14 protein-coding genes are annotated in these 18,013 nt (G+C 60.1%); 9 read left to right on the forward strand and 5 right to left on the reverse strand.

The genetic code is table 11. The features are described 5' to 3' along the window. The first annotated feature begins 19 nt into the window (after positions 1–19). From fadA to ACM6JM_RS24245, 5 genes are all read left to right on the forward strand, one after another. The gene (gene fadA, locus ACM6JM_RS24225) at positions 20–1,195 is read left to right on the forward strand and encodes an acetyl-CoA C-acyltransferase FadA (protein WP_007953060.1); all 1,176 of its coding nucleotides are present in this window, start codon (positions 20–22) and stop codon (positions 1,193–1,195) included. Positions 1,196–1,293: 98 nt separating this feature from the next. Next, the gene (locus ACM6JM_RS24230; RefSeq protein WP_007953059.1) at positions 1,294–1,530 is read left to right on the forward strand and encodes a DUF1653 domain-containing protein; all 237 of its coding nucleotides are present in this window, start codon (positions 1,294–1,296) and stop codon (positions 1,528–1,530) included. Between the two features lie 114 nt (positions 1,531–1,644). Further along, positions 1,645–4,275, forward strand: a complete 2,631-nt coding sequence (gene topA / locus ACM6JM_RS24235) for a type I DNA topoisomerase (RefSeq protein WP_074689247.1) — start codon at positions 1,645–1,647, stop codon at positions 4,273–4,275. A gap of 174 nt (positions 4,276–4,449) precedes the next feature. Beyond that, on the forward strand, positions 4,450–4,974 hold the full coding sequence (locus tag ACM6JM_RS24240) for a DUF6586 family protein (protein ID WP_039772797.1): 525 nt from the start codon (positions 4,450–4,452) through the stop codon (positions 4,972–4,974). 106 nt (positions 4,975–5,080) lie between these two features. Continuing rightward, entirely contained in the window at positions 5,081–5,314 is a 234-nt protein-coding gene (locus tag ACM6JM_RS24245) for a hypothetical protein (protein WP_007953047.1), read from the forward strand. 86 nt (positions 5,315–5,400) lie between these two features. Here ACM6JM_RS24245 and sulA read toward each other — a convergent pair whose 3' ends face one another. Then, positions 5,401–5,874 carry an SOS-induced cell division inhibitor SulA gene (gene sulA, locus ACM6JM_RS24250; protein ID WP_039772796.1) on the reverse strand — a complete coding sequence of 158 codons (474 nt, stop codon included), beginning with the start codon at positions 5,872–5,874 and terminating at the stop codon, positions 5,401–5,403. Between the two features lie 10 nt (positions 5,875–5,884). Continuing rightward, positions 5,885–6,493: a transcriptional repressor LexA gene (lexA, locus tag ACM6JM_RS24255; protein ID WP_414882631.1), complete on the reverse strand. Its 609-nt coding sequence runs from the start codon at positions 6,491–6,493 to the stop codon at positions 5,885–5,887. A 230-nt stretch (positions 6,494–6,723) separates the two neighbouring features. On the opposite strand from lexA, the gene ACM6JM_RS24260 reads away from it, so the two are divergent. The 3 genes from ACM6JM_RS24260 to ACM6JM_RS24270 all read left to right on the forward strand — a co-directional run bounded on the left by ACM6JM_RS24260 (position 6,724) and on the right by ACM6JM_RS24270 (position 9,350). Further along, positions 6,724–7,431: a TetR/AcrR family transcriptional regulator gene (locus tag ACM6JM_RS24260; RefSeq protein WP_007953037.1), complete on the forward strand. Its 708-nt coding sequence runs from the start codon at positions 6,724–6,726 to the stop codon at positions 7,429–7,431. Positions 7,432–7,589: 158 nt separating this feature from the next. Next, positions 7,590–8,600: a beta-N-acetylhexosaminidase gene (gene nagZ, locus ACM6JM_RS24265; protein WP_414882632.1), complete on the forward strand. Its 1,011-nt coding sequence runs from the start codon at positions 7,590–7,592 to the stop codon at positions 8,598–8,600. Positions 8,601–8,612: 12 nt separating this feature from the next. Continuing rightward, a complete protein-coding gene (locus ACM6JM_RS24270; RefSeq protein WP_007953033.1) occupies positions 8,613–9,350 on the forward strand; it encodes an S-methyl-5'-thioinosine phosphorylase in 738 nt (245 codons plus the stop codon). A 115-nt stretch (positions 9,351–9,465) separates the two neighbouring features. Here ACM6JM_RS24270 and ACM6JM_RS24275 read toward each other — a convergent pair whose 3' ends face one another. Genes ACM6JM_RS24275 through mfd form a run of 3 tightly spaced genes read right to left on the reverse strand, consistent with a single transcriptional unit; the run spans position 9,466 to position 16,194 of the window. Beyond that, the gene (locus tag ACM6JM_RS24275; protein WP_414882633.1) at positions 9,466–12,156 is read right to left on the reverse strand and encodes an SNF2-related protein; all 2,691 of its coding nucleotides are present in this window, start codon (positions 12,154–12,156) and stop codon (positions 9,466–9,468) included. Positions 12,157–12,167: 11 nt separating this feature from the next. Next, complete coding sequence (locus ACM6JM_RS24280) at positions 12,168–12,734, reverse strand: CsiV family protein (RefSeq protein ID WP_074689243.1); 567 nt, start codon at positions 12,732–12,734, stop codon at positions 12,168–12,170. 10 nt (positions 12,735–12,744) lie between these two features. After that, complete coding sequence (gene mfd / locus ACM6JM_RS24285) at positions 12,745–16,194, reverse strand: transcription-repair coupling factor (protein WP_074689241.1); 3,450 nt, start codon at positions 16,192–16,194, stop codon at positions 12,745–12,747. A gap of 354 nt (positions 16,195–16,548) precedes the next feature. Here mfd and ACM6JM_RS24290 point away from each other — a divergent pair, with 354 nt between their 5' ends. Next, positions 16,549–18,012: a glyceraldehyde-3-phosphate dehydrogenase gene (locus ACM6JM_RS24290; RefSeq protein ID WP_039772791.1), complete on the forward strand. Its 1,464-nt coding sequence runs from the start codon at positions 16,549–16,551 to the stop codon at positions 18,010–18,012. Position 18,013 lies beyond the last annotated feature (1 nt).

An 18,013-nucleotide genomic window follows, 5' to 3' on the forward strand; every position in this document is an offset into this window, starting at 1 on the left:
CTAGAGTGAGAGTGAACTTATGAGCTTGAATCCTAGAGACGTCGTGATTGTCGACTTCGGTCGTACTCCGATGGGCCGCTCCAAGGGCGGCATGCACCGCAACACCCGCGCCGAAGACATGTCGGCGCACCTGATCAGCAAACTGCTGGAACGCAACACCAAGGTCGATCCTGCCGAAGTCGAGGACGTGATCTGGGGCTGTGTGAACCAGACCCTGGAACAAGGCTGGAACATCGCGCGTATGGCGTCGCTGATGACCCAGATCCCGCACACTTCGGCCGGCCAGACTGTCAGCCGTCTGTGCGGCTCGTCGATGAGCGCGCTGCACACCGCTGCGCAAGCGATCATGACCGGCAACGGTGACGTGTTCGTGGTTGGTGGCGTCGAGCATATGGGTCACGTAAGCATGATGCACGGTGTCGATCCGAACCCGCACATGTCCCTGTACGCGGCGAAAGCCTCGGGCATGATGGGCCTGACCGCTGAAATGCTGGGCAAAATGCACGGCATCACTCGCGAACAGCAGGACGCCTTTGGCGTGCGTTCCCACCAGTTGGCCCACAAGGCGACTGTGGAAGGCAAGTTCAAGGACGAAATCATCCCGATGCAGGGTTACGACGAGAACGGTTTCCTGAAAACCTTCGACTACGACGAAACCATTCGTCCGGAAACCACCCTGGAAAGTCTGGCGGCTTTGAAGCCGGCGTTCAATCCAAAGGGCGGCACCGTGACGGCCGGTACTTCGTCGCAGATCACCGATGGTGCTTCGTGCATGATCGTGATGTCGGCGCAGCGTGCACAGGACCTGGGCATCCAGCCTCTGGCCGTGATTCGCTCGATGGCGGTAGCGGGTGTGGACCCGGCCATCATGGGCTATGGTCCGGTACCGGCTACTCAGAAAGCACTGAAGCGTGCCGGCCTGGGTATCAACGATATCGACTTCTTCGAGCTCAACGAAGCGTTCGCCGCACAGGCCCTGCCAGTGCTGAAAGACCTGAAAGTGCTCGACAAGATGAATGAGAAGGTTAACCTGCACGGCGGCGCGATCGCCCTGGGTCACCCGTTCGGTTGCTCCGGTGCCCGTATTTCCGGCACTTTGCTGAACGTGATGAAGCAGAATGGCGGCACCTTCGGGGTGGCCACCATGTGCATTGGCCTCGGCCAAGGCATCTCCACCGTCTTCGAACGCGTTTAAGCGTCTCGTCGATGGAAGCCGGGGCCAAGTGCCCCGGTTTTTGTTTTTGCGGATTTATTTTGTTTTTATTTTGAAAAAATTTGAGTGAGGGCCGAAGCATGCCGATACAACCTGGGCTCTACCAACATTACAAAGGTCCCCAGTACCGCGTATTCAGTGTCGCGCGGCATTCCGAGACCGAAGAAGAAGTGGTCTTTTACCAAGCCCTGTATGGCGATTACGGCTTTTGGGTACGTCCCTTGAGCATGTTCCTGGAGTCCGTCGAGGTTGACGGCGAGCAGGTCCCACGCTTTGCTTTGGTGCAAGCCGAACCGAGCCTTTTTTCGAAGCCGTAAGGCGAGTGCGCGCAAAACCCTGCGCTTGACCTCACCTTGTAGCCACTATATATAGCGGTGCCGCGTCAGGCGCCAACCGCCTTTCACTTCTAGAATTCAGGAATTTTCTGATCCATGGGCAAATCGCTGGTCATTGTGGAATCCCCGGCTAAGGCCAAGACCATCAACAAGTATCTGGGCAACCAATACGTGGTGAAGTCGAGTATCGGCCATATCCGAGACCTGCCCACCAGCGGTTCGGCTAGCGCCAGCAAGGAGCCAGCCGCCAAGCGCGGGAAAGCTGCTGCGGGCGAAGCGCCAGCGCTGTCGCCGAAAGAGAAGGCGCGCAAGCAGCTGGTCTCGCGGATGGGAGTCGATCCTGAACACGGCTGGAAAGCCAAGTACGAGATCCTCCCGGGCAAGGAAAAGGTCATCGAAGAGCTGCGCCGGCTCGCCAAGGATGCTGACACCATCTATCTCGCAACCGACTTGGACCGCGAGGGGGAAGCCATTGCCTGGCACCTGCGCGAAGCCATCGGTGGTGACGACAGCCGCTACAAGCGCGTGGTGTTCAACGAAATCACCAAGAAGGCGATTCAGGAAGCCTTCTCGGAGCCGGGCGAGCTCGACATCGATCGAGTGAACGCGCAGCAGGCCCGTCGCTTCCTCGACCGCGTCGTCGGCTATATGGTCTCGCCGCTGTTGTGGGCGAAGATCGCCCGTGGCTTGTCCGCCGGTCGCGTGCAATCGGTTGCCGTGAAACTGGTGGTAGAGCGTGAGCGTGAGATTCGTGCGTTCAACCCGGAAGAGTACTGGGAAGTGCACGCCGATCTCGGCACCGCCAAAGGCTCGACCGTGCGTTTCGAAGTCGCTCGCGAAAAAGGCGAGGCCTTCAAGCCGCTGAACGAAGCGCAGGCGAAGGCCGCGCTGGAGAAACTCAAATCCTCCAGCTACAGCATCGTCAAACGTGAAGACAAGCCGACCAGTAGCAAGCCGTCGGCACCGTTCATCACCTCCACACTGCAACAGGCCGCGAGCAACCGCCTGGGCTTCGGTGTGAAGAAAACCATGATGATGGCCCAGCGTCTGTACGAAGCCGGCTACATCACTTATATGCGTACCGACTCGACCAACCTCTCGGCGGATGCCGTGGCGATGGCGCGCGATTACATCGAAACCGAATTCGGCAAGAAGTACCTGCCGGAGTCGCCAAACGTCTACAGCAGCAAGGAAGGCGCACAAGAGGCTCACGAAGCGATTCGTCCTTCCGACGCCAACACCACGCCAAGCAAGCTGGCCGGCATGGAGCGTGACGCTGAGCGCCTCTACGAGCTGATCTGGCGCCAGTTCCTGGCTTGCCAGATGCTGCCGGCGCAATACCTGTCGACCACCGTCAGCGTCGCTGCCGGTGACTTCGAGCTGCGCGCCAAGGGCCGCATCCTGAAGTTCGACGGTTACACCCGCGTGCTGCCGCAAATCACCAAGCCTGGCGATGACGACGTTCTGCCGGACATGGCGCAGGGCGACGCGATGAAGCTGATCAAGCTTGATCCGTCCCAGCACTTCACCAAGCCACCGGCCCGTTATTCGGAAGCCAGCCTGGTGAAGGAAATGGAAAAGCGCGGCATCGGCCGTCCTTCGACCTATGCGGCGATCATCTCGACCATTCAGGATCGCGGCTACGTGACCCTGCACAACCGTCGTTTCTATTCGGAAAAGATGGGCGACATCGTTACCGAACGTCTGTCGGAAAGCTTCTCGAACCTCATGGACTACGGCTTCACCGCCGGCATGGAAGAGAACCTCGATGACGTGGCCCAGGGCGAACGCGACTGGAAAAACGTGCTGGACGAGTTCTACGGCGACTTCAAGAAAAAACTCGAAGTGGCGGAGAATCCGGAAGCCGGCATGCGTGCCAACCAGCCGGTAATGACCGATATTCCTTGCACCACCTGCGGCCGTCCAATGCAGATTCGTACTGCCTCGACTGGCGTGTTCCTCGGCTGCTCGGGCTACAGCCTGCCGCCGAAAGAACGCTGCAAGGCCACCGTCAACCTGGTGCCGGGCGATGAAATCGCGGCGGACGACGAGGGCGAGTCGGAATCCCTGGTACTGCGCGGCAAGCATCGCTGCCCGATCTGCAGCACGGCGATGGACGCCTACCTGCTCGACGAGAAGCGCAAGCTGCACATCTGCGGTAACAATCCGGATTGCGCCGGCTACGAAATCGAAGAAGGCAGCTATCGCATAAAGGGCTACGAAGGTCCGAGCCTGGAATGCGATAAGTGCGGCAGCGAGATGCAGCTCAAGACCGGCCGTTTCGGCAAATTCTTCGGTTGCACCAACCCGACGTGCAAGAACACCCGCAAGCTGCTGAAGAGCGGCGATGCGGCGCCGCCGAAGATGGATCCGGTGAAGATGCCGGAGCTGAAATGCGAAAAGGTCAACGACACCTACATCCTGCGTGACGGTGCGTCCGGCCTGTTTCTGGCGGCCAGTCAGTTCCCGAAAAACCGCGAGACCCGTGCTCCGCTGGTGATCGAGATTCTGCCGCACAAGGACGAAATCGATCCGAAGTATCATTTCCTGTGCGAAGCGCCGCAGAAGGATCCGGATGGCTTGCCAGCCGTGATCCGCTACAGCCGCAAGACCAAGGAGCAATACGTTCAGACCGAAGTCGACGGCAAACCGACTGGCTGGAAAGCGTTCTTCGACGGTGGCAAGTGGACGGTCGAGGACAAGCGTCCGGCGAAAGCCAAGGCTTGAGCTGACTCCGACCTTGCGATGGGCTGATGTTATCGGCCCAACACGACAAAAGGCCGCATGACAACCTTCGGGTTTTCATGTGGCCTTTTTGTTTAAAGCTTGCGATCGCATCGGCTGATCCATGACACTGTCCGGCCTGTGTGAAGCAATTATTTCGTTGTGGAGAGTGCCGACATGGCCCACGAACTCTATACCCGTACCAATCAGAAGATCTATTTCGCGGGTTTGTCGCTGGAAGCGCTGGCCAGGGCCGAAGAGGGGCGGGCGATGAACTCGCTGGCGCTGATTCAGGCCGGGCGCGAATCCGCACTGTTTCATCTCTACGGTGCGTTGTTGGGGCTGTGTCATGAAATCGCCGGCTTCTATCGTCTGCCGCAAGCCAATGCGTCGCAAGCGGAAACCTTGCTGACCCGCGAAGTGCTGGAATCGATTGCCATTCCTGAGCTGGCGGAGATGATTGAGCTGGCGGGCAATCCGGAGACCTGGCTGGCTAAATTGCTGGCCGCGCACTCGGCGCTGTTTCAGCCGCCACGCGTTCCACATAAGCCGAAGGGCGATGTGACGCAGCCATTGATTCAGGCAGTGAATCTGGATGAAGAAGAGGTGGTTGAAGAGTTGAGCCGTGAAGAGCTCGAGAGCTGGCGGCAGAACCTCAAGGGGCTGGCTATCCGTTTCCGTGAAGGCTTGAACGAGTGCTGAGGAGCTGTGTACTGGCGGCGACGAGAGGCGTGCTGCTGGTCAAGATCCCGAGCGAAGCCTGAATGATGTCTATATAATCCCTGCCTTTCGTGGAGATCAGACCTATATGCCAACGTCCTTTCTAGAAATTGTCGAGCTACCAGACGGCCGAATCGAACTGCGCAGGGCCGAGGACGAGGGTTCTCTGGTGACTCTGGATTTCTCCGAGGATGCCAAGGCGTTTCTGCAGGGCCAGCACGTTGAAATTGCCAAAGCGATGTTGAGTGTCGGCGTGCAAATGGCGGGGCGTATGGTTGAGGGAGAATTCGATAAGGATGAGGGGCCGCGGGTTCTTCATTGATCCGCTGTCTCCCAGTTACTGCTCCAGATCGGCTTCTCTATCCCTGGAGAAGCCCTGCGCTTTACGTGGCGCGCATTGTTGCTGAATCATCCCAAACGAATGTTCAGGCTTTGAGCGTCCCCGGTGCGGGCGGCGCTGATCAACTGTTGCCGTGACCCTGCGCTCAGTGGATTCAGCCACGTGACGACCGTGTGGCTGCGCCCCAGGCGTAATGCTTCGCAGGCCAATTGCTGAGCGCTTTGGGCGCCGCGCGGTTGTAACAGCAGGATCCGTTCGCGATTCAATCCAGCGTCCCGCAACCAGGTCTGGGTCAGGCTGGCAGGCGGTGCAATCAGGGTCAGCCAGCGTGCGTCCTGATCCTCGCTCAATTCGCGAAGAATCGGTGCCAGCAGGTTCAGACAGTTCCCGGCCGCACCGCGCAGTGACAGCTCACTGAACGCTTCGGGTTCGTTATTCCACGGACGCTCGACGACATCCTTGAGGATGGGGGCGAGCGGTTGCGCCAGAAACGCTTCGAACAACGGCAGTTGTGTTTGCTGAGGTGCGTGTGGGAACTGCATAAAGCCTCCTTTAGCGGCGGATGACGCCGACACTCAAGCCTTCGATAACCAGCTCCTGGTCTTTCAGGTTGACTTCGATAGGGGCGAACTCGGGGTTTTCGGCAATCAGCCAGACTTTACTGCCGTCACGCTTGAAGCGTTTGACGGTGACTTCATCGCCGATCCGCGCAACCACGATCTGACCGTTGCGTGCCTCGCGGGTGGTGTGAACCGCCAGCAGGTCACCGTCGAAAATGCCGATGTCCTTCATGCTCATGCCATGAACGCGCAACAGATAATCGGCGCGCGGATGAAAGAAGGCCGGGTTGATGTTGCAGGACTCTTCGATGTGTTGCTGAGCGAGAATCGGCGCGCCGGCAGCCACTCGACCGATGATCGGCAGCGTGGACTCGTCGACCTTGGCTTCGAAACTTGGAATTCGAATGCCGCGAGAGGCGCCCGGAGTCATTTCGATTGCGCCTTTGCGAGCGAGCGCCTTGAGGTGCTCTTCGGCCGCGTTGGGCGATTTGAAACCCAGTTCCTGAGCGATTTCCGCACGGGTCGGCGGGTAGCCGTTGTCTTCGAGGCAGCGTTTGATAAAGGCCAGAATCTCGGCTTGGCGTGGCGTCAGCTTAAGCATATTGATCGCTCTGTCTTTTTATACAGTGACTGGGATTATATACAGTGAAGCGGTCTTGGCAATGATCGTTTTTTGCCATGCCGCCGGACGGTCAGTGACGACCCAGATTAATGTGGCGTCCTTGTTGTGGTTAAATATCTGACTGACCATTCCCAAAACGAACCGGCAGGCTTGACAAGGCACAGACTGAAACGTATGTTTCAAACAAGTGTTTGTCAGGCGGAGTAGCCATGGCCCAGTCGGAAACCGTTGAACGCATTCTTGATGCTGCAGAACAGCTGTTCGCGGAAAAAGGTTTTGCTGAAACCTCATTGCGTCTGATCACCAGCAAGGCAGGGGTCAACCTCGCTGCGGTGAACTATCACTTCGGCTCGAAGAAGGCGCTGATCCAGGCGGTTTTCTCGCGCTTTCTCGGTCCGTTCTGCATCAGCCTCGACAAAGAGCTGGAGCGCCGTCAGGCCAAACCAGAGAACAAGCCTTCGCTCGAGGAGTTGCTGGAAATCCTCGTCGAGCAAGCGCTGGTGGTACAGCCACGCAGCGGCAACGATCTGTCGATCTTCATGCGTTTGCTCGGTCTGGCCTTCAGTCAGAGCCAGGGCCACTTGCGCCGTTATCTGGAAGACATGTACGGCAAGGTATTCCGCCGCTACATGCTCTTGGTTAACGAAGCTGCCCCGCGTATTCCTCCGATCGAACTGTTCTGGCGCGTGCACTTCATGCTCGGCGCTGCGGCGTTCAGCATGTCCGGGATCAAGGCCTTGCGTGCGATTGCCGAGACCGATTTCGGCGTCAACACCTCCATCGAGCAGGTGATGCGTCTGATGGTGCCGTTCCTGGCAGCCGGCATGCGTGCCGAAACCGGCGTCACCGACACGGCAATGGCCACCGCGCAGTTGCGGCCACGGAGCAAATCCGCGCCGGCACCTGCCAAGGTTTAACCCTCCATGGGTGGGCGCGGCAGCTGACATCCGCTAAGCTAGCCGCCCATGTCGACTCTCGTCCTGAACCCGTTTCTCATTGAAATCACCGACCCGCCGGGCAATGTCCCTGGTGGTGATTTCGTGGGCGACGGGTTTTTCGTTTTCAAGGAATTTCTATGACTGCTGGCCTGCAAGGCTCGTTGATGGTGGACGTCGCCGGTACCTGGCTGACGGCCGAAGATCGCCAATTGTTGCGCCAGCCCGAAGTGGGCGGCCTGATCATCTTCGCCCGCAACATCGAGCATCCGCGCCAGGTGCGCGAGCTGAGCGCGGCGATCCGTGCCATTCGTCCGGACTTGCTGCTGGCGGTGGACCAGGAGGGCGGTCGCGTCCAGCGTCTGCGTCAGGGCTTCGTCCGTTTGCCAGCCATGCGCGCCATCGCTGATAACCCGAACGCCGAGTATCTGGCCGAGCAGTGCGGCTGGATTATGGCCACCGAAGTGCTGGCGGTCGGACTCGACCTGAGCTTCGCGCCGGTGCTGGATCTGGATTACCAGCGCAGCGCCGTGGTCGGCACCCGTTCTTTCGAAGGCAATCCGGAGCGCGCCGCACTGCTCGCAGGCGCTTTCATCAAAGGCATGAGCAGCGTGGGCATGGCCGCCACCGGCAAGCATTTCCCCGGCCATGGCTGGGCGGAAGCCGACTCCCACGTCGCGATCCCCAACGACGAGCGCAGCCTCGAAGAGATCCGCGCCAACGACCTGGTGCCGTTCGCCAGACTCAGCAAGCAACTGGCCGCGGTCATGCCGGCTCACGTGATTTATCCGCAAGTCGACACACAACCTGCCGGTTTCTCCCGGCGCTGGCTGCAGGACATTCTGCGTGGCGAGTTGCAGTTCGACGGCGTGATCTTCAGCGATGACCTGTCGATGGCCGGCGCCCACGTGGTCGGCGACGCCGCCAGCCGTATCGAAGCGGCACTGAGTGCCGGTTGCGACATGGGCCTGGTGTGCAACGACCGCGCAGCTGCCGAGCTGGCCCTGAGTGCCGCGCAGCGCATGAAGGTCAAGCCGTCGCCGCGCATCGCACGCATGCGCGGTCAGGCATTCGCCAATACCGAATACCGTCAGGATCCGCGCTGGCTGACCGCTGTCGGCGCGCTCAAAGACGCTCAACTGATCGATTAAGGATTTTTCGCTATGACGGTTTACGCAATCATCGGCGGCACCGGTCTGACCCAGCTGGAGGGCCTGAGCATTCGCCAGTCGCTGGCGGTGGATACGCCTTACGGGGCGCCATCGGCCGAAGTCCAGATTGGCGAATACGCCGGCAAGGAAGTGCTGTTCCTCGCTCGTCACGGTCACCCGCATCGCTTCCCGCCGCACAAGGTCAACTATCGCGCCAACCTGTGGGCGTTGAAGCAGGCCGGGGCCGAAGCGATCATCGCGGTCAACGCCGTGGGCGGGATTCATCCTGCAATGGGCACCGGACATTTCTGCGTGCCGCATCAGATCGTGGACTACACCAGCGGTCGCGAGCACACCTATTTCGCCGATGATCTGGAACATGTCACACACATCGACTTCAGCTTTCCCTACAGCGAACCGCTGCGTCAGCAATTGATTGCTGCGTTGGCTGCGGAAGGGTGCGAGTACAGCGATCAAGGCGTTTATGCCTGCACCCAGGGCCCGCGTCTGGAAACCGTGGCCGAGATCGTGCGACTGGAGCGTGACGGCTGCGACATCGTCGGCATGACCGGCATGCCGGAAGCGGCGCTGGCTCGCGAGCTGGATCTGGATTACGCGTGTCTGTCGCTGGTGGTGAACCCGGCTGCGGGCAAGACCACTGAAGTGATCACCATGGCCGAGATCGAGCAGGCGTTGCACGATGGCATGGGCAAGGTGAAGTCGACGTTGGCGCGCGTACTCAAGGGCTGAGTCTGGCTCGAAACCGAGTCGAGCCTTTTCGCGGGCAAGCCCGCTCCCACAGAGGTCACGCTAAACCTGTGGGAGCGGGCTTGCCCGCGAATCGATCTGATAGCCGACGAAGATCTCAGCGCTTTTCAAACTTGTCCGGCAACGGCGCAAACAGCGCCTCGATATCATCACTCTGCAGCTTCCAGTCCCCGGCCTTGCGCCCATCCAGCACGCCGGCCGCCAGGTCGGATTTTTCCCGCTGCAAGTGCTGAATCTTCTCCTCGACCGTGCCCCGGGCAATCATCTTGTAGACGAATACCGGCTTCTCCTGGCCAATGCGATACGCGCGGTCGGTTGCCTGATTCTCGGTCGCCGGGTTCCACCACGGATCGTAGTGAATCACCGTGTCCGCTTCCGTCAGGTTCAGGCCCACACCGCCGGCCTTCAGGCTGATGAGAAAGATCTGACGCTTGCCGCTCTGGAATTCCTTCACCGGTGTGCGCCGATCACGGGTCTGTCCCGTCAACAGCGCATAGGCGACGTTGCGTTTTTTCAGTTCATCCTCGATCAGTGACAGCATCGAAGTGAACTGCGAGAACAGCAGAATCCGCCGGCCTTCCTCAAACAACTCCTCGAGCATTTCCATCAGGCTGTCGAGCTTGCCTGATGTGCTGCCGCGAGCGGGCAGGGTGGCGTCATTGACCAGGCGCAAATCGCAACAGACCTGACGCAGCTTGAGCAGCGCCTCGAGAATGATGATCTGACTGCGCGCCACGCCTTTACGGGTGATTTCGTCGCGAACCTTTTTATCCATGGCCAGGCGCATGGTTTCGTACACGTCGCGCTGCGCTTCGTTGAGCTCGACCCAATGAATGATTTCGGTTTTCGGCGGCAGCTCGGTCGCAACCTGCTCCTTGGTGCGGCGCAGCAGGAACGGTTTGATCCGACCGTTGAGGTGCTGAAGTCTGACTTCGCTGGCGCGTTTTTCAATCGGCACGCGGTAATCGGCGTTGAAGCTTTTGACGTCGCCGAGCCAGCCGGGCAGCAAGAAGTGAAACAGTGACCACAGTTCACCCAGATGGTTTTCCAGCGGCGTCCCGCTCAGACATAGGCGCTGACGCGCATTGAGTTCACGGGCAGCCTGGGCGGCTTTGCTGTTCGGGTTCTTGATGTACTGCGCCTCATCCAGCACCAGCACGTGCAGCGGCTGCTGGGCCAGACGTTCGACATCCTTGGGCAGCAGCGCATAAGTGGTGAGGATCAGATCGTAATCGGCCAGATGCTCGAAGTGCTTTTTACGACTGGCGCCGTACAGCGCGACAACCTTGAGCTGTGGCGTGAAGTGCGCCGCTTCGTCGAGCCAGTTGGGAATCAGGCTGGTAGGCATTACCACCATGCTCGGGCGATCCAGGCGTCCGGCGTTCTTCTCGCTGAGAATGTGCGCCAATGTCTGTAGGGTTTTGCCCAAGCCCATGTCGTCCGCGAGAATCCCGCCGACCTCAAGTTGCCGCAGCGACTGCATCCAGCTCAAGCCTTCGAGCTGATAAGGACGCAGCGTCGCATTCAGCCCCTTCGGTGCTTTGGCGCTGTAATCGCGGATGTCGCGCAAGCGCTGGGCGAAGCTGCGAATCTGCTCGCCACCCTCCCAGAGCAGGGGAATGCCTTCCAGCGAATTCAGGCGCGTGGCGTCGGCCTTGCTCAGGCGCAGGGTGGTTTCGCCCGGCTCCTGCATATAAAACTCGCCAAGGGTCGCCAGCACCGGCTTCAGCCGGCCGAGGGGCAGGGCGACTTGCAATGGCCCGTGCTCGCTGTTGCGTTGCGGGATGTTCACCAGAATCAGTTCATCATCGCGACGGCGGGCGAGACGTTCCGGGTTGAGGATTTCCGTGTGCGAACGCATCAGGTTGAGCAGGATCGGCAGCAGGCTCAGGCGCTCACCGTTGACGATGATCCCCAGCTCCAGATCGAACCAGTCGCGTTCCGGCGTCTGCTCGACGGTGGCGTACCAGTCGTCCACGGCAGTCAGGTCGAAACCGAACTCATCATCGACCAGCAGCTCCCAGCCCTGAGTGCGCAGCTTCGGCAGATCGTTGAGGGTGAACGTCAGCCAGGCGCTGTCGTTGACCATCTCGTAGAGTTCTCCGGCGCTTTCCGGCAGGGCTTTGCTCTGCCGGGTGGCGATGCGGAAACCGAGAATTCGCAACTGCTCGCGGTAGCTTTGCTCGACGTCCGGATGGCGCTTGACCCGCAGGGTCTGCGCTTCCTGGCGAATCAGAATGTCGCTGTTCTTCTGGCCGCTGACGTATTCGTCGAGGTAACTGAAGGACAGCGCCGCGCGATGCTGGATATAACGCTGCATTTTGCCGTTACGCGGTTCGAATGCGCTGAACTCGACGCTGGCCAGCCACAGACGCGGCACCGGTTGCACGTTGTCCACCAGCACTTGCGGCGGCGCTTTCGGGCTGCGGTTTTCCAGTACGGCCTGGAGTTTTTCCAGCAGTTCGGCGTCTTTGGCGGCGGCGGGGTATTCGAGGGTTTCCTGCACTTGCAGCAACACCGCCGCGCAATGTTTGCAGTTGCTGTGTACCGGGCAGGTGCAGGTGGCGTCGACCATCAGCAGCGTGCCTTTGGCCGACTCGCGCAGATGAATCGTCTGACGGTACACATTACCGCCAGAACCTTCGCAGCTGGCGGTAATGGTCGCGTCGCCGACCTGCACGAATCGCACCCGGTTTTCCAGGGCATAGCGGCGGCCACGCTCCAGGCTTTGTTCCTTGAACCGACTGACCCAGGAGGAGGCCAGCGGTTTACTCAGAGGCGGGGACATAAGGACTTCAGTCAGTCCGGAATGGCTTCAGGCGCTTCCCGAGGCGCGGGCGCCGTCAGTGAAGTGATCTTGATCAGCAGGGCCAGGTGGCCGTTATCGAGGTAGTTGAGTTGGCCATTTTTGGTATGGCTGTCCTGTTTCAGACGCTCGCTGGCGGTGACCATGCCGTTGGCGTCGATCTGGTTGACCCAGAAATCGGCGTTCACATCGGTGAAGCGCCCGAGCTTCATTTCAATCGTGCCTTCGATCGGGAACTGGCCGAACTGCTCCTGACCTTCGCTGACCGCCACTTTGGCAGGCGTTTCGCCCAGCGTCTGCTGCCAGGCTTTGTGCATCAGCACGCTGTACTCGCCGCTGGCGGTGAGTTTGGTCACAACGTCGTTCAGCGCCGGCGTGCGTTTACTGTCATCGCCCAGCCGCTGGGCGCCCGCCGCCCAGTCTTCCGGTGCCGCGCGGCTGACAATCGCCGGGACGGCGTTCTGGCGCACCAGAATCATTTCGACCTGATACAGGTCATCGGCAAACGCCGTCGGTGCTACCAGAGTCAGTAGCAAGGTCAATGAGCGAAACAGGCGCATGCGGCGTCCTTCAAGCAGTTTTCGGGATGAGGCGCTCGAACAGCGCCTCCACAGTATTAAAGCGCTCTTCCGGGCGCTCCATCGGCACCTGGAACTTGAACATCGTGGCGCCTTCGAATTTGTAGCGTTTTGGCTGACTCTGGATCAGTTTGATCAGGGTCATCGGGTCGACCGGCGTCTGCGCCGCGAACTCGATGCGTCCGCCTTGCGGGCCGCCATCGACTTTCTTGATGCCCAACTGTTCGGCCTGCAATTTCAGCGCCGTGATGCGTACCAGATTCTTGGTCGGCTCTGGCAGCAGACCAAAACGGTCGATCATCTCCACTTGCAGATCTTTCAGGCCTTCCTCATCGGTGGCCGAAGCGATGCGCTTGTACAGGATCAGGCGGGCGTGCACGTCCGGCAGGTAATCTTCCGGAATCAGCGCCGGCACCCGCAGGTTGACTTCCGGGCCACCGCCGAGCGGTTGGTCGAGGTTCGGCTGTTCGCCCTTGCGGATCGACTTCACCGCGCGCTCGAGCATTTCCATGTACAGCGTGAAGCCGACAGCCTGAATCTGCCCGCTCTGACCGTCGCCCAGCAGTTCGCCGGCACCACGGATTTCCAGGTCGTTGGTGGCCAGTACGAAGCCAGCGCCCAGATCCTGAGTATTGGCAATCGCCTCCAGACGTTTTTCCGCATCGCCGGTAATCTGCTGGCGCGGCGGGGTCAGCAGGTAGGCGTAAGCCTGGTGGTGGCTACGGCCAACGCGGCCGCGCAACTGGTGCAACTGCGCCAGACCGAACTTGTCGGCACGCTCGATGATGATGGTGTTGGCGCTCGGCACGTCGATGCCGGTCTCGATGATGGTCGAGGCGATCAGCACGTTGAAGCGCTTGTGATAGAAGTCGCTCATCACCTGTTCGAGTTCGCGTTCGCGCATCTGCCCGTGGCCGATGCCGATCCGCGCTTCCGGCACCAGTTCGGCCAGTTCGGCGGCGCACTTCTCGATGGTCTTCACGTCGTTGTGCAGGTAGTAAACCTGTCCACCGCGCAGCAGCTCACGCAGCAAGGCCTCTTTGACCGTGCTCTTGTTCTGCTCCATGACGAAGGTGCGCACCGACAGGCGTCGCGCCGGCGGCGTGGCGATGATCGACAGGTCGCGCATGCCCGACACCGCCATGTTCAGCGTGCGCGGAATCGGCGTGGCGGTCAGCGTAAGAATGTCGACTTCGCTGCGCAGAGCCTTGAGCTGTTCCTTCTGACGGACACCGAAACGGTGCTCTTCGTCGATGATCACCAGCCCGAGATTTTTGATTTTGACGTCGTCCTGCAGCAACTTGTGGGTGCCGATGACGATGTCGATGTTGCCCTCGGCCAGTTCGGCCACCGCAGCGTTGACTTCCTTGGCCGACTTGAAGCGGCTCATCACTTCCACGGTCACCGGCCAGTCGGCGAAGCGGTCGCGGAAGCTGTTGTAATGCTGCTGGGCGAGCAGGGTGGTCGGCACCAGGATCGCCACTTGCTTGCCGCCGTGCACGGCGATGAACGCGGCGCGCATGGCGACTTCGGTCTTGCCGAAACCCACATCGCCGCAGACCAGTCGATCCATCGGTTTCGGCGAAAGCATGTCCTCGCGCACGGCTTCGATGGTGGATTGCTGGTCCGGGGTTTCTTCGAACGGGAAACCGGCGCTGAAGGTCGCGTAATCGGCCTTCGGATCGGCAAACGCATAACCTTCGCGGGCGGCGCGGCGGGCATAGATGTCGAGCAGTTCGGCAGCCACGTCGCGCACTTGCTCGGCGGCCTTGCGCTTGGCTTTCTGCCAGGTCTCGGAGCCGAGGCGGTGCAGCGGAGCCAACGCATCGTCGCTGCCGGTGTAACGGGCGATCAAATGCAGGTTGGCCACCGGCACGTAGAGCTTGGCGTTCTCGGCGTATTCGAGGGTCAGGAATTCGGCGGCCTGATTGTCGATTTCCAGAATCGTCAGGCCGAGATAACGACCGACGCCGTGGTCGATGTGCACCACCGGCGCGCCTTCGCGCAGCTCGGTGAGGTTCTTGATCACTGCATCGTTGTTGGCGTCGGCGCGTTTTTCGCGGCGGCGACGCTGCATCACGCGCTGGCCGAACAGCGGACTTTCCGCAACCAGTGCCAGCGCCGGGTCGTCCAGCATCAGGCCTTCGTCGAGCGGGGCAATGGTGATCGCCAGGCGATCCTTGCTCGCGACGAAGTCCGGCCAGCTGTCGACGGTTTTCGGTCGCAGCTTCAGGCGATCCAGCAACTCCAGCAGCACTTCGCGACGGCCCGCGGATTCGGCAGTGAACAGCACGCGTCCCGGGAACTCGTCGAGGAATGCCGAAAGTGCGGCTAACGGCTGGGTAGCCTTGGCTTCGATCGCCAGATTCGGCAATGCCTGCGCCGGGAAGCGCTCGCGGCCGACGCCAGTTTCCACGTCCTGCTGGCTGGCGACCACGCGCGGCCAGTTCTTCAGGCGGGCGAAGCAGTCTTCCACCGGCAGGAACAGTTCGGCCGGCGGCAATAAAGGACGGGATGGATCGACGCGGCGCTCTTCATAACGGTTGCGCACATCGTTCCAGAAGTTTTCCGCCGCCTGCTCGATGCCCGGCAGCGAGAACACTTGAGTGTCCTGTGGCAGGTAATCGAACAGGGTTGAGGTTTCTTCGAAGAACAGCGGCAGGTAGTACTCGATACCGGCCGGCGTGATGCCGCTGCTCAGGTCCTGGAAGATCGGGCAGCGACGGAAGTCGACGTCGAAGCGCTCGCGAAAACGCGCCTTGAAGCGAGTGACCGCGTCTTTCTGCAGCGGGAATTCCTTGGCCGGCAGCAGCTTGACCGAATCGACTTTGTCGATGGAGCGCTGATTTTCCGGATCGAAGGTGCGCAGGGTTTCGATTTCGTCGTCGAACAGATCGATGCGATAAGGCAGTTTGCTGCCCATCGGGAACAGGTCGATCAGTGCCCCACGTACGGTGAACTCGCCGTGCTCGTAGACCGTGTCGACGTAGCGATAGCCACTGGCTTCGAGCCGTGAGCGCATCTGCTCGACATCGAGTTTCTGCCCGACATCCAGCACCAGGCTGCTGCCGAGCAGGAATTTGGTCGGCGCCAGACGGTGCAGGGCGGTGGTGATCGGCACCACCAGCACGCCATGTTCCAGCTCCGGCAGCCTATAAAGGCTGGCAATACGCTGGGAAATGATGTCCTGGTGCGGCGAAAACAGATCGTAGGGCAGGGTTTCCCAGTCGGGGAAATGCAGCACCGGCAAATCCGGGGCGAAGAAACTCAGCTCCTGCTCCAGCCGTTCGGCACTCTGGCTGTCGGCGGTCAAAAGCAGCGTGAAGCGCTTGGCAGCGCTGGCAGCCTCGGCAATCGCCAGGCTCAGGGCGGCACCGGGGAGGTTGCCCCAGTGCTGTTTACCTGCCGCGGCAGGGAGAAGCGGTAGACGCAGAACAGGCACGGAAGGTTGAGCTCCAGGCGTTGCGACAAAGTCGGTAATTGTAGCGGCGTCCGGTGCCGCCTGTCAGTTGCAGGATGCGTCTATCTGCACCGTTTGGGAAAAATGTAGTGGTAACCATAAAAACCAGCGCTTTTTTTACGGTTATGTAGTGCCAAAAGTCGGTGGTGTTACGGAGGGTTACAGACATCGTCTAACAGTCGTCGAAAAACTGACTGCGCTGGAAGCCCCGTATTTACTGGGCTGGCGGAGGGCGTTATTTTTTTGAACGGATTTTTGTTACCGATTGCGCGACAGGCGCGCATTGCTACAAGAGGTTCTCGGCGGCATAATGTAGCCCCTTTTTTCTGCCCCTACATGTGGAAGGTTACCGTGACTCAGAAGCCCGACCAGTGTCTTGGTGAATGGATCGACCGTGAAGCACTCGCAGAAGCGATGATTCCGCTTATCGGTCAGCTCTACCGCAACAACAACGTGGTGAGCTCGATCTATGGCCGCAGCCTGATCAACCAGTCTGTCATCGCGATTCTCAAAGCTCACCGCTTTGCTCGCCACCGTTCTGCCGACGACAGCGAACTCTCCGTCCACGAAACATTCCCACTGCTCAAGGCCATGAGCGAGCTCAAGCTCGGCGCGGCCTCGGTAGATCTGGGCAAGCTGGCGTACAAATTCCGCAACGAAGGCAACGGCCGCACCGCCGAGCAGTTCGTGCGTGAAGAAATGGCTGACGTGGTAGGCCAGCAAAACGCTTCGGCCCGCAAAGGCACCGACGTTGTGCTGTACGGCTTCGGTCGTATCGGCCGTCTGCTGGCGCGTATCCTGATCGAGAAAACCGGTGGCGGCGACGGCCTGCGTCTGCGTGCCATCGTGGTGCGCAAGGGCGCCGAAAACGACCTGACCAAACGCGCCAGCCTGCTGCGTCGCGATTCGGTACACGGTTCGTTCAACGGCACCATCACCATCGACGAAGAAAACAACACCATCACCGCCAACGGCAACCTGATCCAGGTTATCTACGCGAAGAACCCTACCGAAGTGGACTACACCCAGTACGGCATCAAAGATGCGCTGCTGGTGGACAACACCGGCGTATGGCGTGATGCCGATGGTCTGGGCCAGCACCTGGCGTGCCCGGGTATCGACCGCGTTGTTCTGACCGCGCCTGGCAAGGGCAAGCTGAAGAACATCGTTCACGGTATCAACCACAACGAAATCACTGCTGACGACAAGATCGTGTCCGCCGCTTCCTGCACCACCAACGCCATCGTGCCGGTGCTGAAAGCCGTGAATGACAAGTTCGGCATCATCAACGGTCACGTCGAAACCGTTCACTCGTACACCAACGACCAGAACCTGATCGACAACTTCCACAAGGGCGATCGCCGTGGCCGTAGCGCCGCGCTGAACATGGTCATCACCGAGACCGGTGCTGCCACCGCTGCTGCCAAGGCCCTGCCTGAGCTGGCCGGCAAGCTGACCGGTAACGCGATCCGCGTTCCGACGCCGAACGTGTCCATGGCCATTCTCAACCTGAACCTTGAGAAAGCCGCCTCCCGTGAAGAGATGAACGAGTACCTGCGCTACATGGCGCTGCACTCCGATCTGCACAAGCAAATCGACTTCGTCAACTCGCAGGAAGTGGTTTCGACCGACTTCGTGGGCTCGCGTCACGCCGGTGTGGTCGATGCTGAAGCGACCATCGTTCAGGACAACCGCGTTGTTCTGTACGTCTGGTACGACAACGAGTTCGGCTACAGCTGCCAGGTGGTTCGCGTGATGGAAGACATGGCCGGTGTAAACCCGCCAGCGTTCCCGCGCTAAG

This window comes from Pseudomonas sp. IT-P2, from assembly GCF_949767575.1.
Classification (GTDB): Bacteria; Pseudomonadota; Gammaproteobacteria; order Pseudomonadales; family Pseudomonadaceae; genus Aquipseudomonas; species Aquipseudomonas pharyngis.